The organism is Phormidium sp. CCY1219 (assembly GCF_035615515.1).
Lineage (GTDB): Bacteria > Cyanobacteriota > Cyanobacteriia > Cyanobacteriales > Laspinemataceae > CCY1219.
The window spans coordinates 1-16,205 of the sequence record NZ_JAJENT010000805.1; the positions used below are offsets into that span (position 1 = coordinate 1).

The following is a 16,205-nucleotide window of genomic DNA, read 5'->3' on the forward strand; positions in this document are numbered from 1 at the left end:
GTGGGGGAACCGTGGGTCAGTCGCTCGGCTTATATCCCCACGGATAAATCCGGGGGCTTTACGCCGATTCTCGGTAATCGCAATTTGCACTTCCCTAGGGCGATCGAGATCCATAATTAAGTTGTAGCAGTGGAACCCAGAAGGAGGCGTCGCGCCCCATTGTGGGGGAAAACACAGCCCTGAGAAAGTCAGGGTTGCCCCGAGGGCGGACACCAGTTGAGGGGGAATACAGCCCCATTTCAACCGGGAAACAGGCGAAAAGGGGTATTTTTGCCCTCCGTGGGTTCGTCTTCTAAACCGACTGGTCCAGACAGAAGACATCCACCAATAACCCAACAGGTAAAATTGACATTTTAGACGGAACAATCTTCACCCCGACAGGTGCGCGATTCATCCCGAGTGCGAATGGGTTTGCATGTGCCGCGCGCGAACCGATGGCGACGCCATTGCCTGCTTCGATCGCCCGATCTTTGTCCTCTTAAACCTCAAACCTCAATTCGATAGCGATGTCCATCACCTCCCTGTTGCTCGAACAATTCACTCAACCCACATTTGTCTGCAGACAGAACGACAGTATAGCAGAGTTGTGGGAGCGCTGGCGGGTCAGCGCCCACCAAAAGTCCCGCCCCGATCGCCTAGTGGTGGTGAACGAAGAAAACGCTCCCTTGGGCATCATCTCCTGGGGTCATTTACTCCCCGATTTCATGGAAGCGCAAACGCCACCTACCGATCGGCGATCGCGCCGGGAGAGGGAACAGCACAGCGCCACCCCAAGAGAATCCTGGTGGCAGCAACCCCTATCTGCCCTGGATCCCGAGGCGATCGCTCCGGTGCAGAAACTGCGCGCCCCTCGGGATTGGAACCAATTCTGGCACGCACTGCAAACACAATCCGCCCCCAAACCAATCCCCCAGGAGTGGGCATTAGTGGATGGGGCGGGAAAATTCCTCGGCTTGCTCGATAGTTCCCGTTTGCTGGGCTACCTCGCCCAACATCCCTCTTTGCGGTTCCATGCGGGGGAAGACCCACCGCTGCAACCTGTTGCCCTGGCCCATCCCCTAGACAGACTCCCGCCCCTAGCAGAACTGCTCGAAGAAATTCCCTTACCCATGAAACTGCAAACCGACGAAGGGAACGTTCTATCCTACAACCAAGCATGGCGCAAGCAATTTGAACTGCATGTCGAAAGCCAACCCACCGACGACCCGACAGCGCCTTCCGAGGAAGCCACAGATATCCCCCAAGAACACAGCGTGGGGATGTGCCCGATGCCCAATCCCCCAGATCGGGTGTGGGAATTTGTAAAAATCCCCCTAGGCGCTACGCCTATCGGTAGCCCCGCACAACTGAGATCCGGGCACAAACACCCCGGCGATCAACAGTGGAATCCCAACTTGCGCGCGCCGCCTCTTGGAGAGCAGAAAATTCCCCTGTCTATCCCCAGTGACCCCGCCAGTATGGGGATTGATGGGGGAAACTTGCCCGGAGAAGGGTTATGGCTAGTTCTGGCGCAGGATGTGACCGATCGCCAGCAAGTGGCCAAAGAACTGGCGGCGAAAAATGCCGATTTAATGCAGCTCAATCGCCTGAAAGACGAATTTCTCGCCTGCATCAGTCACGAACTGAAAACCCCCCTCACCGCCGTGTTGGGCTTGTCTAGCTTGCTGAAAGAACGAACCCTCGGAGACCTAAACGATCGCCAAGCGCGCTACGCCCAGATGATTTACCAAAGTGGGCGTCATCTGATGAATGTGGTGAATGACATTTTAGATTTAACCCGCATCGAAAGCGGTCAGATGGAGCTGATGCTCGAGCCGGTGCAAATTGCCGAGGTGTGCGATCGCGCCTTCGAGCAAGCCCTCCATGAAGCCGCAAAAGACTCCTCTAGCGCGGCGTCAAATTCCCCGGCTGACCCGGAAGACCCCGCCACTCAATTTACGGTGGACATCGAAGCGGGGTTAAATATCATTATCGCTGACGAACTGCGCCTGCGCCAGATGCTTTACAATCTGCTATCCAATGCGCTCAAATTTACCCCCGCTGAGGGCACCCTGGGTCTGAAGGTGAATCGCTGGGAAGGCTGGATAGCCTTTACGGTGTGGGATACGGGCATGGGCATCCCGGCGCAAAAGCAGCATTTAATCTTTCAAAAATTCCAACAACTGGAAAATCCCATGACTCGTCAATTTGAAGGAACTGGCTTGGGTCTGGTGCTGACGCAGCGCCTTGCGAGAGCGCATGGGGGGGATGTGTCGTTTATTTCCAAGGAGGGGGTGGGGAGCGAATTTACCCTGTTGCTGCCCCCTTCTCCGCCACAACCCACCACGGCCCTGGGAGAGTCTGCTACACCACCTAACCGACTGATTTTGATTGTGGAAGCGGTACCGCGCTATATTGAGGAGCTGACCGAGCAACTGACGGCGTTGGGCTATCGGGTGGCGATCGCCCGGGCGGGGACGGAAGCGCTGGAAAAAGCCCGTCGCCTGCAACCGCGCGCGATTTTTCTCAATTCTTTGCTCCCCATGCTGTCGGGATGGGATGTGCTGACCTTGCTCAAGGGCAATGAGCGCACTCATCATATTCCGGCGATCGTGATGGCGACGGAGGTGGACAAGCAGCGGGCGAAAGAAGCTGGGGCGGATGGGTGTTTGAGTTTGCCGGTGAAGTTGGCTTCTTTGCAGAAGTGTCTGGATAAGTTGAATGCTCTACCGGTGCTAGAGGAGCGATCGCAGACGCCAACCACGAAACTGACGATTTTGTGTCTGTCTCCCCTGGAATCGGATGCGGTGTCGGAAACGCTCTCCTCTCCCGCGACTCGCAGCGAAACCCTCGGTTCTCAATTGAATCATTTGCTCGGTTGGGGGAGTCACCCGCAACTGGCTCATCATCATTATCGGGTTCTGGAAGCGGATGATTTGGAACAAGCTGAAATCCTCGCCCGGGTGTGGCACTTAGATGCTATTTTGCTCGATACCGCTGCGGTGAACCCCAACCCAGTAGCGTTTATCGAACAATTGAGCCAATATCCGGCTTTAGCTGCGACTCCTTTGGTGACGCTCGATCGCCCCACTAGCGACGCCGCTTTGCAGGTTCCGGGCCTGACGGTGTTTCCCTGTGTGAATTGTCACAAGGCGCGCCGGGAGGGGCAGGAGTCTTCCCTGGATCCGGCTGCTTTATTGCAAGCGATTGAAGTGGCGGCGGGAATCGGTTTGAAACCCACGATTTTGGCGATCGATATTTCCACTTTGCCTGAATTCGCCCCGGTTTCTTCTGAGTCTGTCTCTGGGGCGATCGCCTCTCATGGTTCCGAACCACTCCCTCCTGACTCGACTCACCATGAATGGTTGCAAGCTGCGATTCAATACATGCAAACCGCTGGGTTTAAAGGCATCGTCGGCGGATCTTGGTCGGAGGTGTTGCATCAACTGCAGCACCATACTGTGGATCTGCTGTTAATTTGTTTGGGTTCTGATGCCCTCCAACCCCGGGCGATCGATGCATTGACGAGTTTGAACCGCCTCTCGGAAAAACCGGCCATTTTAATCCTCGATCGCACCCCAGAATTGAGCGCAACAGGCGAAACTTCGCCCAAACAATCGCGTTCTATCCTCGAACAAATGCCGGCACTTAAGGTGGTATTGCAGGAAATTTCTACTGCCATTTTACCCCCCTCTCTCTCGATGCAAGAGTTGCTCGATCGGATTAACCAAACCCTCAAATCGACTCACCCCCACTTGAATGGGTGAAAAAAGTCCCGCACCCTAAAAAGGTGAAGGGGTATCCGGACTTAGCCCGCCGATACGGGCTAATTTCACAGTTAAAATCCCGGATTAATTGCCGCTGTTTTTTTGGGGCAAAAATAACTGTTTGTCTACTCGAATCAGGCGATAGTTTCCCGCTTCTGCTAACAGCTGATACTGATAAGATTCTCTCAGTCCCAACCCTTTAATTTTATTGGGATATCCCACAATTAAAACCTGCGGTGGGGTGGAATTTTCCTGGGCGACTTGCTGAAGATAGCGGCGGGTATCGGTAGACCGACGGAAAAAGGAAATTGGGAGATGAGAATAAAACACCAAACTGGGCTTTTCAAACGCCACCATAATCGTTTCTTCGCCCGGTTGCTTTACCGCTGGGATAATTTCTGCCAGTTGTCGCACGGGCAATTGGCGGTGGGTATCCACTAGCAAATATACGGGCATTAAGGCGAAGATAAAAAAGGCCATAAATCCGACAATATTGAGCGCGATCGCCCCTCGGTTTTGACGTCGCAGTAACAACAGCACCCCCACAACAGCGGTGACGATTAAAATCCCTACCCCGCGCCATACCAATCCGGATTCTTGCAGCGCTGCGGGAAAATTCGGCATCGCCGGATCCGGTTCTAATGTCTGGGACACCCAATACAAACCCCCGGCAATTATGGCAATTAATGCCCAATTGGCTATCAGGGAAATCTGGAATCCGTCGGGCATTTTTCGATTGGTGTTTCCTCTTTCCGGTGAGGGTTTGAAGATAAATTCCGCCCAAACCAGAGCGACTAAAATGGCGGCGGCGGGAAGGGCGGGGAGGATGTAGCTGGGGAGTTTAGTCACCGCAACGGTAAAAAACCCAAAGATACTGGCAAACCAGAAGAAAGCGAAGATACCAAGATGAGTAAAACGGGGTTGGTGGCGCAGACGATCGCGCTGAATTAACCGCAAGCGGGCGATCGCTACGGGCAAATACACGGACCAAGGGGCAAATCCCAATAACACCACCACAAGGTAAAAATACCACGGTTCTCCGTGACGATTCACCACTCGGGTAAACCGCTCGAAGTTATGATAGCCAAAAAAAGAATCCAGATAGGTTTGCCCATTGGCGAGGGTGACTAAAATATACCAGGGAAGGGCGATCGCCAGGAAAATCCCTAACCCGCGCCAAATTCGCATTTCTCCCACCACTTGCCAAAATTTTCCCACATAAAGCAAAAAGCTGCCAATAATTAACCCGGGTAACACAATTCCCACCGGGCCTTTCGTCAAAACGGCACATCCAATCAATACATAAAATAGCCCATACCAAAATCCTTGGTTTCGCAACCAAAAGGCTAAGGATTTATCCGGTTTCTCTGCTTCCCCTGCAGGGGCATAATCAGCGGTTTTTCCGGATAGGGTTTCTGGGGGAAAGTCTTGCAGCGCATATCCCCAGAAAAACGCCAGCAAACCACCGCCCATACATGCATTGAGCAACATATCGGAAACGCCGATGCGTCCCCAAGCAATGGTTTGAATATTTAATGCCCAAATTGCCGCAGCGAGTCCTGCAGCAATCCAGGGTTTTAATGCCGGAGGTTGGGTATTTTTTTGCGGTTGGTGGGGCGGGGTGGAGAGGGGTAGAGAGGGGGAGAAACTAAAGTAGCGCAGGGTGAGGAACAAAAGCGCCATTAATCCGATCGCCGATAAGGCGGAGGGCAATCGCACGGCCCATTCGTTGACGCCAATAATGCGATAGGCGATCGCCATCAACCAATAAATCAACGGCGGTTTATCAAAGCGGGTTTCTTGATTAAAATACGGGGTAATCCAATCGTCGGTGACGGTCATTTGACGGGCAGCTTCGGCAAAAAGCGGTTCGGTTTCGTCAATTAAGCCTACATCTCCGAGTTTCCACAAAAAGGCAATTGCGCCGATGAATAATAGCCAAATTATTCCCAGCGCCCAGGCGATCGCGCCCTGTGGTTCTCGGTGATTTAACATCCATCGCATTGACTGATTGACCTTGAACATAATTTGTGTTTCTTCTGGGTGAGTCGGTGTGTTTGGTGAGGGGCGATCGCCGCGCAGGCAAATGACCCAATCGGGCACAAATACCGGGGCGATCGCCCTGGCAATTGGCTATTCCCCCTGGTTTAAAATTATGCTACAAAGGGGTAAAATTGGGGGCGATGTCTTTGGAGTTTACAGGGATAACATTCACCGGGCAAAATGCATTCTTCAGGTTTCTAACCGCCTTTTCCCGGGAAGGAGGATAGCATGGATCCCCTGGCGGGCGATCGCGATTTTGGCCAAACTTCACCGTTACTATCCTCCGCAACTCGTGGGGATTCCCCGGAACCGAGGCGAGGAAATGCTATCCTCACTGCAGGAGGACTTTAACATTTGGGTGAAATCGGTTAAATTAAAGAGTCAAGTCATCATCGAAATCGAGCATAAACCGATAAATGGGGATAAGAGATGCAAAATACTCGTTTGAGCAGTCTGCTGAATGGGGCGCTTTCCGGAGTGTCGCAAGGGTTAAGCAACCCGTGGCGGCGAATTTCGCTGCTGACGATTAGCTTTTTGTTGGGCAATTTTGTGGGTACGGCAATTTCCACGATTGCGGGACAAAATGCTAACTTAGATACGGTAGTTGCGGCTGTTTTGCTGGTGTTTACGGAAGTTTATAGCTGGTTTTTTTACAAAATGTACCAGAAAATGAAGCAATCGCTTCTGGCGCAAAGTCTCAATGCATTTAAAATTGGCCTGATTTACAATTTATTTATTTTAGCCTTTACCTTGGGTTCGTAAGCCCGATGTCGATCGCGTGGGATGGGGAAATGAGGAAAAACACTATCGAGGTGATGCAGATTTTAGCCGAATGGGCGAGGGGAAAGCAACCCGATGCTGCAGCATGGGACCGGTTAGTGCGAGAAGAATTGGCGGATGCTTCTCGCGCCCGGGCGTTTGCGGTGACGGCGGAGAATGTGGGGGACAAACTGGCGGCGCGATCGCGGTTGTTTGAAGCGACGGTGGCGCAAGTGCAGCAGCAGTTTCCCTTGGGCGATCGCCTGGTAGAGACCCTGTGGCACTTGTGGATTCCTCTGGCTATGGATCTGGCAGCGGATCGCGATCGCCTGGGGCGTCCCTGGATACAAGGGATTTTGGGCGGACAGGGCACCGGAAAAACGACTCTCACTAAAATACTCACTATCATTCTCGCAGAGTTAGGATATTCCACGATTGGCATTTCGATCGACGACCTCTATAAAACCTACGCCGAGAGACAGCAGTTAAAAGTGCGAGATCCGCGTTTGGTGTGGCGCGGACCGCCGGGGACGCACGATGTAGAGCTAGGCATCGAACTGCTCGATCGCTTGCGCGTTCCGGACGGGGAATCGGTGAGAGTCCCGCGCTTTGATAAGTCGGCGTGGGGGGGACAAGGCGATCGCCGGGAACCGGAAATTCTCCAACCCGCCGATATCGTTTTATTTGAAGGATGGTTTGTCGGCGTGCGCCCGGTGGAGTCCGCACAATTCGAGCGCCCCCCGTCCCCGATCGTCACCGAGGGCGATCGCGCCTTTGCCCGGGATACAAACCAGCGCTTGCGGGAGTATTTACCGTTATGGGAGCGCTTAGATAGTTTAATCCTGTTGTATCCGGTAGATTATCGCCTCAGTTTGCAGTGGCGAATGCAGGCGGAACGGGAAATGCGAGCCTTGGGCAAAGGGGGCATGAGCGACGCACAAATCGAGGAATTTGTCAAGTATTTCTGGAAAGCTTTGCATCCGGAATTATTCATTGACCCGCTAGTGAGCGATTCTCGGTGGGTAGATTTAGCGATCGAGATAAATCGCGATCGCAGTGTGGGAAAAATTTATCGCCCGCAAACCGCAACGGCGCGATCGGTAGAATAGGGGGAGGGTTGGAGAACCGCGTGGCAAGCCAGCCAATTATATTGCAGATAGACTCGTTCCCAGGCTCCAGCCTCGGAAGCGGCGTTCCCCCCTAGGAAAAACGAGTCAAGCTCGCACTCTCCCAACCGGATTTTACCACCCCTGAAGCAATCGCGAGGCGGAAAAATTGCGCGTGATGGAAGCAAAATTGATGATAGGGTAAAACAGTCGATTCGATGCGGCGGCGACGCGGTGGAATCGATGGGGAGAAACCCAATCTTGCCCGTTAAGCCCCGTGCCAAACCAGAAAGGAGGGAGAAGACCCAAAAATGAGCCGAGTGCTACGCCTACGGCCCCCGGAACTTTCCGCCAAGAGGGGCTGTCCGCAACTCCATCCAGCCAGAGACAATTAGGGTGAAATCTTCAACAGTGAGCGATCCATTTTGAACGTGGAAAATTGCCACAATTCAACGGCAAAATGCTGGTTGATTTATGCGATGGGGGGAGGATGGGGGCATCTGGTGCGGGCGTTAGCCTTGGGTCGGATCGCCGGAACTTGCCGACCAGTGCTGATTTTGTGCAACAGTCCCTATGCGGCGGATATATTGCTTTATGCGGCGGGGGAAGAACCCCAACCGATTGTCGAGGGCTGTTACCTGGAAGCGATTCCCCACACTGCTTCGTTTGACGAGACACGCGATCGCGTGCGAGAGGTGATTTTCCAGAATCCCCACGACCTGCTGATTGTGGATACATTTCCCCGGGGACTCGGCGGCGAATTGGCGGATTTGCTCCCGCAGATGAAAAGCACCCCGCGCGTGTTCGTCCATCGCGACCTCGACCCCAACTACGTGCGCGCCAAAGACTTATCCCGCTTTGTGGCGGAAAACTTCGAGTTAATTTTAATCCCCGGCACCCTGGAAGACCCCCCGTTGGCCCATTTGCCACAAGTGCGACGAACCGCCCCCTGGTCGATCCGCACTGCGTCAGAACTGCCCGATCGCGCCACCGCGCGTCAGTTCCTGCGCCTCAACCCGCAGGACGATACCCCGGCGATCGTGGTTCTGGCGGCGGGTCGCGATGAAGAATTGCAGGTGTACGGCGAGTTAACCGTTGCCTTGGCGCAAGCGTTTCCCCAGGCGATGGTGCGCTGTTTGTCCGCCGAACGTCCCCCCCAGTGTCCCCCTTCATTATGGGTGTTTCACTGGCCCGGAATCGAATGTTTGCCCGCCGCCGATGTGGTGGTTGGCGGTGGCGGTTACAACAGCGTGTATGAATGTGTGGCGGTGGGGGTTCCCTTGGTCGCTTTTGCCTTTGCGCGTCAGTACGATCGACAGGGGCGGCGGTTGCTGCGGGCAAATGCGGCAGTACGCTGGGTGGAGGACATCCCGGGGGCGATCGCTGCAGTGGCTCAGTTTCTGCGCGATCCGGGGACGCGGGAACCTCGCTCCTCTGCCTTTGTCAATGGAGCGGTGGAGGCGGTGAATTTGATTGTGGAGGCGATCGCTGATGGGGAATCCAATGCCACGGGGAACCAGTAACAGCCAGTACCCCTGCGCCCACAACTCGCACGGGCAAAAGCACTCCTCACCTTGCTATTTTATCGCGAACCCAGCCGATTTAAGAGTTTAAATTCTGTAAAATCTTAAATCGATGTTCTTGAATCACTGATGACTAAACTGATTATCCAAATTCCCTGTTATAACGAAGAACGCACCCTGGGCGTCACCTTGAGTGAATTGCCCCGCCAGTTGCCCGGAATCGATACTATCGAGTGGCTGATAATTGACGATGGAAGTCGCGATCGCACCGTAGAAGTGGCCAAAGCTTGTGGGGTCGATCGCATCGTCCGCTTGGCTACCAATCAAGGTCTCGCTAAAGCTTTTATGGCGGGATTAGAAGCTTCCCTGAAAGCCGGTGCCGATATTATTGTCAATACCGACGCCGACAATCAATACTGTGCTGAGGATATTCCCAAACTGATTCAACCGATTCTATTAAACCAAGCCGAAATTGTCATCGGCGCGCGACCGATTAAAGATATCGAAGACTTTTCCCCCGCCAAAAAAATCCTGCAGCGAATTGGCAGTTGGGTGGTGCGTCTGGCTAGCAATACGAAAATCCCCGATGCCCCCAGTGGCTTCCGCGCATTTAGTCGCGAAGCCGCTATGCAAATTAATGTATTCAATCAATATACCTATACGTTAGAAACGATTATTCAAGCGGGGCAAAAAGGTATGGCGATTACTTCCGTGCCGATTAGGACTAATGGCTATTTACGACCGTCGCGGTTGGTTAAAAGCATTCCGGTTTATATTCAGCGTTCTATTTTGACGATTTTTCGGATTTTTATGACCTATAAACCCCTGCGGTTTTTTCTGCTTTTAGGCAGCGTTCCGTTTAGTATGGGGTTTGGCTTGGGCTTGCGTTGGTTGTGGTTCTTTTTCTCGGGAACCGATAGAACTCGCATCCCCAGTTTGATTTTAGCGGCGATTTTGATGCTGATGGGATTTCAGTTATGGATTTTGGGTTTGGTGGCTGATTTGATGGCGGTGAATCGTCAGTTACTCGAAGACGTTCAGCTCAGAATGCGGCGGGCGGAATATGACGACAAGTAGCAGGGAATTGAGACTTTAGTTAGGCATTTTAGTTTTGGGTCAGTTGTCATTGGTTATTGGTTGTTGGTCATTTTTCCTTGGTCGGTGGTCTTCGGTCGGTGGTCATTTGTCATTAGTTTTTGGTAAGTTTTAAAAAGTCCTGCCGTTATCGGGGCGGGGCTTTTTTTAAACTTGTATTAATTTGTTGCAACCTTGATTGCGAACCACAGCCTGTATGTATCTGGCATGGCCTGTTCCTACAGTTAATTTGCATAATTAATGCTTGAAAAACGGGCTTCAGTTCTGTGTGGGGGGGGGAGTGTGAGTCTCTGAAACGCTACTAAAAGAGTCAGCCAGAGGCTTGCAGGTGGTTGCGCTGCTTCGAGGGTGGCATATCGTTTTAATGGCTCGGTCTAAAAGCCCATGAGGGAAGGGTTATTTTTTGGCCAGAGATTATTTTAAAAAACACCTGAAGTCGGGTGGTTTAGAAACCAGCCGCAGATGAGACTTCGGGTTGAATACACCAACACTTATGAATTAAACCTTAAAATTGGCTTAATTTTCCAGTAATTCCCGCTAGATTTGGCTCAAATCTACCAAACAGTAGAGGAGTGGGGGAAAAAATATTTCAACAGAGAGAGGGAGGAGCAAGAGAAGGGGTGCTAACCTAGGACTAGAGATGCTACTGGCAACGGCCTATTGAATTGCCAATCAATTGAGAAGGGAAAGGTCAAAGGAAATTGAATTTAACCGTGAATCAAATGCTTCTGGGAATAATGGGAAATCCCGAATCGATGGAGAAGGTGGTGAGTGGCAGCTATGATTGGCGTTTAGTGGCGCTATCGATATTTGTTGCGATCGCCGCTTCCTACACCGCCATCGACCTTGCGGGACAAGTGACGGCGCTGAAGGGACGACGGTATCGGTGGGCCTGGATTGGCGGCGGTGCGGTAACGATGGGAATTGGCATGTGGTCGATGCACTTCGTGGCGATGCTGGCATTTCATTTACCCATCCCCATCAGTTACGACCTGCCGAAGGTGCTGCTGTCCCTATTTTTGACGATTATAACCGCTGGGGTTGCCCTGGTGCTGGTGAGTCGTCCGGTACTCGATAGATGGATGCTGCTGATGGGGGGGGCGATTTTGGGGGTGGCGATGGTGGTGGTGCATTATATGGGAATGGCAGCCATTTGCACGGCGGCGATCGCGCACTATGACCTGAGAACAGTGGGACTGTCGGTGGCGATCGCGATTGGAGCCTCGCAGGTAGCATTTTGGGTAGCGTTTAAACTGCGCTCCCAACGCGCCTGGAATTGGCAGAAACTGGGAAGCGCCCTAGTGATGGGAGGGGGGATCTGTGCCCTGCACTACATGGGCATGAAAGGGGTCAGTTTCAGTGTATCCGCGCCGGTAGAGTCAGGATTGAGGGCCAGCTTAAATCGGGAGGATGTGGCAATTTGGGTAGGGATTGGCACCTCGGTGCTGTTGGGTGTCACCCTTCTCACCTCAGCGGTGAATCAACAGATTCGGGCACAGCAACAAACCCTGGAACAACTGCAAACCTTCATCAGCGAAATGCAGGTGGGGGTTTTGCTGCTGAGTCCGCAGTTTCAGATAAAGCTGAGTAACAAAGCGGTGGAAGAGTTGCTCGGAATCAGCCAAGATCGATTGCAGGGAAAGCACTTGAGCGAGCTAAACTGGCAACTGGTGGACGAAAGCGGTAGGGCGATCGCCCAAAACTGGCGACCCCTCCAACAAGCGATCGCCAGCAAACGCCCGGTGAAAAACTTAGTGGTGGGAATTAAAAAGAAAGCATCTCACACCCGGGATTCCCCAAGAGAAACCGCCGAGACTTTTGCCCCCGAAGATGGGCGATCGCAACGCGGTTGCGAACCTTGCATCCGCTGGTTGATGGTGAATGTGAATCCGATGGTGCAAAACAATGGCGATATCGGACAAATTATCTGTAGCTTCATCGACATTAGCGCGCGCAAGCAAGAGCAAGAAAACCTGGTGCGCGTCACCCAAGCAGTGGAAAGTACCAGCGACGCGATTACCATCACCACACGCCAAGGGGAATCGATTTATCACAATCAGGCATTTAGAAACCTGTATGGCTATAGCGCCGCAGAACTAGAAGCGGCGGGGGGGTTCAACGCGCTGGCGGTGAATTCCCAGACGAGCGATCGCATTTTACAGGCATTGAGCGATCGTAAATCCTGGAGTGGCGAAGTGGAACTGAAAAGCAAAACCGGCGACATCGTTCCCACCCTAGTGCGAATCGATCGCATCGTAGACGGTAGCGGACATTCCATTGGATGGGTGGGAGTTTGTACCGACATCAGCGATCGCGTGCGCGCCGCACAACTGCACGCCCAACTATTCGCCTCGTTGCAAGAACGAGAAGAAAAATTAACAACCATTATCGCCAATATTCCCGGGGTGGTGTATCGCGCCCGCTGGGATGGGAATCGGACGATGGAATTTGTCAGCGATGCGATCGCCGAACTTAGTGGCTTTCCCGCTGCTGACTTTCTGCAACACAAAATTCGCAGTTTTGCCAGTATCATTCATCCCGAAGACCGGGAAAAAGTAGAACGCTCCATTTTAGAGGCGGTTCAACTGAAACAACCCTATAACATAGAATATCGCATTATTCACGCCGATGGCACTCGGCGCTGGATATACGAACAAGGGCGGGGAATTTTCCAGAGTTCCACGCAAAGTCCCAACTCATCCCCATCCAACCTCAGCACAATACCGTCAGCGGACACTTCCGCAATGCAAAAGCCAACGCCGAAGAAATTTCACGCCCCCGGACTCAAATACATCGAAGGGGTTATTTTTGATATAACCGAACGCAAATTAGCCGAAGCCGAACTTTCCAGAACCCAGAAATTTCTCAATTCCGTAATCGAAAACCTGCCCTTGGGTCTGTTTATCAAACAAGCCGGCACCCTAAAATTTGTTGCCTGGAATAAAGCCAGCGAACAACAATTTGGCTATCTCAGAGAGCGGATTTTAGGCAAAACCGACTATGACTTGTTCCCCAAGGAAGAAGCGGACTTTTTCACCCAGGTCGATCGCGAAGTATTAGCCCGGGGACAAATGCAAGATATTGCAGCAGAGAACATTCATACCCCCCATCGCGGGGTGCGAGTATTGCACACGCGCAAAGTGCCGATTTTCGACGAAGATGGGGAAGCGCAGTATGTGTTAGGGATGTCCGAAGACATTACCGAAGGTCAAGCGGCGCAGACAGAATTAGTCAAACAAAACCAGCGATCGCAACTGTTTGCCGAATTAACCATTAAAATTCGTCAATCTTTAGACATCGAAGAAATTCTGCAAACCACCGTGGAAGAAGTCCGCAAAGTGCTAGACACCGATCGGGTACTCATCTTCCAAATCGACGCCGAAGGGAACGGACAAGTGAAGAAAGAAGCCGTGGTGCCCGAATGTTTTTCCATACTGGGACGGGAATTTGACGATCCGTGCTTTCGCGAGCAATTTCAGGAGAAATACCGGCAGGGAAGAATCCGGGCAATTCCCGATATCGAAGCCGAGGATATCCAACCGTGCCATGTGGAACTGCTGCAAAAATGCGGCGTCAAAGCTAACCTTGTTGTTCCCCTACTGCAGCGCGAAAGACTGTGGGGACTGCTCATCGCCCACGAATGCCACCAACCGCGCCACTGGACCGGCTTTGAAATCGAACTGCTACAACAACTAGCCAACCAAGTGAGCATCGCCCTGGCACAAGCAGAACTGCTGCAAGAACAAACGCGCATTTCTCGACAACTGAGCGAGCAAAATATCATCTTAGAAGAGATGAAACAACAAGCCGAAGCCGCCAACCGGGCCAAGAGCGACTTTCTCGCCAGCATGAGTCACGAAATCCGCACCCCGATGAATGGGGTACTGGGAATGGCGGGATTGATGCTGCAAACCTCTCTCAATCCGCAACAGCACCATTACGCGCAAACCATTCGCGCCAGCGCCCAACATTTGCTGACGGTGATTAACGATATCCTGGACTTTTCTAAACTCGAAGCGCGAGAAATGCAGCTCGAAAGCATCCCTTTTGCGGTGGATGAATGTATCGAGTCAGCGATTGACTTAATGGTTGCCCCGGCGCAAGACAAGGGGCTGGAATTGGCGTTATTTGTGAATCCCCAGGTGCCGAAACAACTGCTCGGCGATCCGGCTAGGTTGCGGCAAATCCTGCTCAATTTGGTGAACAACGCCATCAAATTTACCGAAGCGGGGCAAGTGATGGTAGAGGTGCGGTTAGTATCCGACACTCACGATCGCGCCACTGTTCGCTTTGCGGTTATCGATACGGGAATTGGCATTTCGCGTCCCGATCGCGCTAAACTGTTTCAATCGTTTTCTCAGGTGGATAGTTCCACCAATCGCCAGTATGGCGGAACCGGATTGGGATTGGCTATTTGCAAGCAGTTGGTGGAAGCAATGGGCGGCGAAATCGGGGTAGAAAGCGAAGTAGCGCAAGGCTCGACCTTTTGGTTTGAGGTGAATTTCCCGAAACCGCAAACCGAGAGCGATCGCAGCGATCGCTTTTTGCCTCAAGGCTTAGATCTGAGGGCGGTAAAGGTATTGCTCGCCGATGAAAGTGCGACCCATCGTCAGTCGGTGCGCTATCTCGCCCACCGCTGGGGAATGCATATCGATGAAGCAGTAGATACGGACAGTGCTTTGTCGCAATTACGCCACGCAGCAGCCGAAGGAACGCCTTATCAAGTGCTGCTGCTGAGTTTAAACCTAGTAGAAGGGGAGAGCGAGGGCTTCGTGAGAGAGATGGGTTCCGATACTGCTCTGGCATCCACTGCGATTATCCCGATCGCCGCTTTCCCCCAACGCGATCGCGCCCAAAGACTCTTAGCGGCGGGTTGTTCCGGCTATCTGATTAAGCCCGTGAGAGCTTCGCGATTGTTTGACCTGTTACTCACGAGTTTGAGTGCGACACAATCTCTTGGCGATAAGGATAAATCGGGGCCAGATCGCTTACACCAAGAGAGAGCGATCGCCCCGCCTACCCCCTCGAGTTTAAAACTTTTAGTAGCGGAAGACCACGAAATCAACCAACAAGTGATTTTGTCTCAACTCGAAGCCTTGGGATATGAGGCGGATTGTGTGGAAAACGGCATCGCCGCCCTCGATCGCCTCGCCGAAAAAGACTACGATATCGTGTTGATGGACTGTCAGATGCCGGAAAAAGACGGATACGCCGCCACCGAAGCCCTGCGTCAGCGCGAAGGGTCGAATCGTCATACGGTGGTTATCGCTCTCACCGCCCATGCCATGCCCAGCGATCGCGAAAAATGTCTGGCGGCGGGCATGGATGATTATATCAGCAAGCCAGTGGACATCGAACAATTGCGCGCGGCGCTCGAACGCTGGAAACCCAAATACGAGGGAAACATGCCACCGTCAGCGCCGCAGGAGGACGCGCCGAAACCGTCATCTGATGGCGATCGCTCACCCAGTGCGCCGGAGGAGGATGCCCCCCTGAATCTCGAGCGCGTTCACAGCATTTCCCGGGGCAAAGCACAACTGAGAGAGCGATTGCTGCAAGCGTTTGTGAAAAGTACCCAAGCGGATATCGAAGCGATCGCCGAGAGCTTTGCGGCGCAAAATTGGTCTCAGGTGCAGTTAAAAGCCCACCGGATTAAAGGTGCGAGTACCAATATGGGCGCAACCCAACTGGCTGCGATCTCCGCCGACTTGGAACGGCGCGCCAAACAACAAAACGGCGAAGAGATAGACGGCGCGATCGAAACCTTGCAACATCAGCTCGATCGCCTGCGCTTGTTTATCCAAAACCAGTCCTTTGAATCCCCGGAACCCGGTGCGAACAGTTAGTCCCCCAAGACGATGGGCGCGCAATATAGCACCCTCTGGCCGAGGTTAGCGGGAGAATGCCGGGGTGCCCTTTATACTCCAACTTTT

Annotated in this window: 8 protein-coding genes; 7 read left to right on the top strand and 1 reads right to left on the bottom strand. The window is 52.8% G+C overall.

The window, feature by feature from the left end; genetic code table 11:
• The first annotated feature begins 506 nt into the window (after nucleotides 1–506).
• Nucleotides 507–3,746 carry an ATP-binding response regulator gene (locus LKK83_RS24850; RefSeq protein ID WP_324634121.1) on the top strand — a complete coding sequence of 1,080 codons (3,240 nt, stop codon included), beginning with the start codon at nucleotides 507–509 and terminating at the stop codon, nucleotides 3,744–3,746.
• An 84-nt stretch (nucleotides 3,747–3,830) separates the two neighbouring features.
• On the opposite strand, the gene LKK83_RS24855 is transcribed toward LKK83_RS24850, so the two are convergent.
• Nucleotides 3,831–5,849, bottom strand: a complete 2,019-nt coding sequence (locus LKK83_RS24855) for an ArnT family glycosyltransferase (RefSeq protein WP_324634122.1) — start codon at nucleotides 5,847–5,849, stop codon at nucleotides 3,831–3,833.
• Between LKK83_RS24855 and LKK83_RS24860 the strand changes: the two genes are divergently transcribed.
• From LKK83_RS24860 to LKK83_RS24885, 6 genes are all read left to right on the top strand, one after another.
• Nucleotides 5,833–6,237 carry a hypothetical protein gene (locus tag LKK83_RS24860; RefSeq protein ID WP_324634123.1) on the top strand — a complete coding sequence of 135 codons (405 nt, stop codon included), beginning with the start codon at nucleotides 5,833–5,835 and terminating at the stop codon, nucleotides 6,235–6,237. The genes LKK83_RS24855 and LKK83_RS24860 overlap by 17 nt on opposite strands.
• Complete coding sequence (locus LKK83_RS24865; protein WP_324634124.1) at nucleotides 6,219–6,551, top strand: DUF565 domain-containing protein; 333 nt, start codon at nucleotides 6,219–6,221, stop codon at nucleotides 6,549–6,551. The genes LKK83_RS24860 and LKK83_RS24865 overlap by 19 nt, the downstream gene beginning before the upstream one ends.
• A gap of 29 nt (nucleotides 6,552–6,580) precedes the next feature.
• Nucleotides 6,581–7,657 (top strand): glycerate kinase, encoded by a 1,077-nt coding sequence (locus LKK83_RS24870; RefSeq protein ID WP_324634125.1) that lies wholly within the window; start codon nucleotides 6,581–6,583, stop codon nucleotides 7,655–7,657.
• 422 nt (nucleotides 7,658–8,079) lie between these two features.
• Nucleotides 8,080–9,177, top strand: a complete 1,098-nt coding sequence (locus LKK83_RS24875) for a glycosyltransferase (RefSeq protein WP_324634126.1) — start codon at nucleotides 8,080–8,082, stop codon at nucleotides 9,175–9,177.
• Nucleotides 9,178–9,306: 129 nt separating this feature from the next.
• Nucleotides 9,307–10,254 carry a glycosyltransferase family 2 protein gene (locus LKK83_RS24880; protein WP_324634127.1) on the top strand — a complete coding sequence of 316 codons (948 nt, stop codon included), beginning with the start codon at nucleotides 9,307–9,309 and terminating at the stop codon, nucleotides 10,252–10,254.
• A 740-nt stretch (nucleotides 10,255–10,994) separates the two neighbouring features.
• Entirely contained in the window at nucleotides 10,995–16,118 is a 5,124-nt protein-coding gene (locus LKK83_RS24885; protein ID WP_324634160.1) for a PAS domain S-box protein, read from the top strand.
• Nucleotides 16,119–16,205 lie beyond the last annotated feature (87 nt).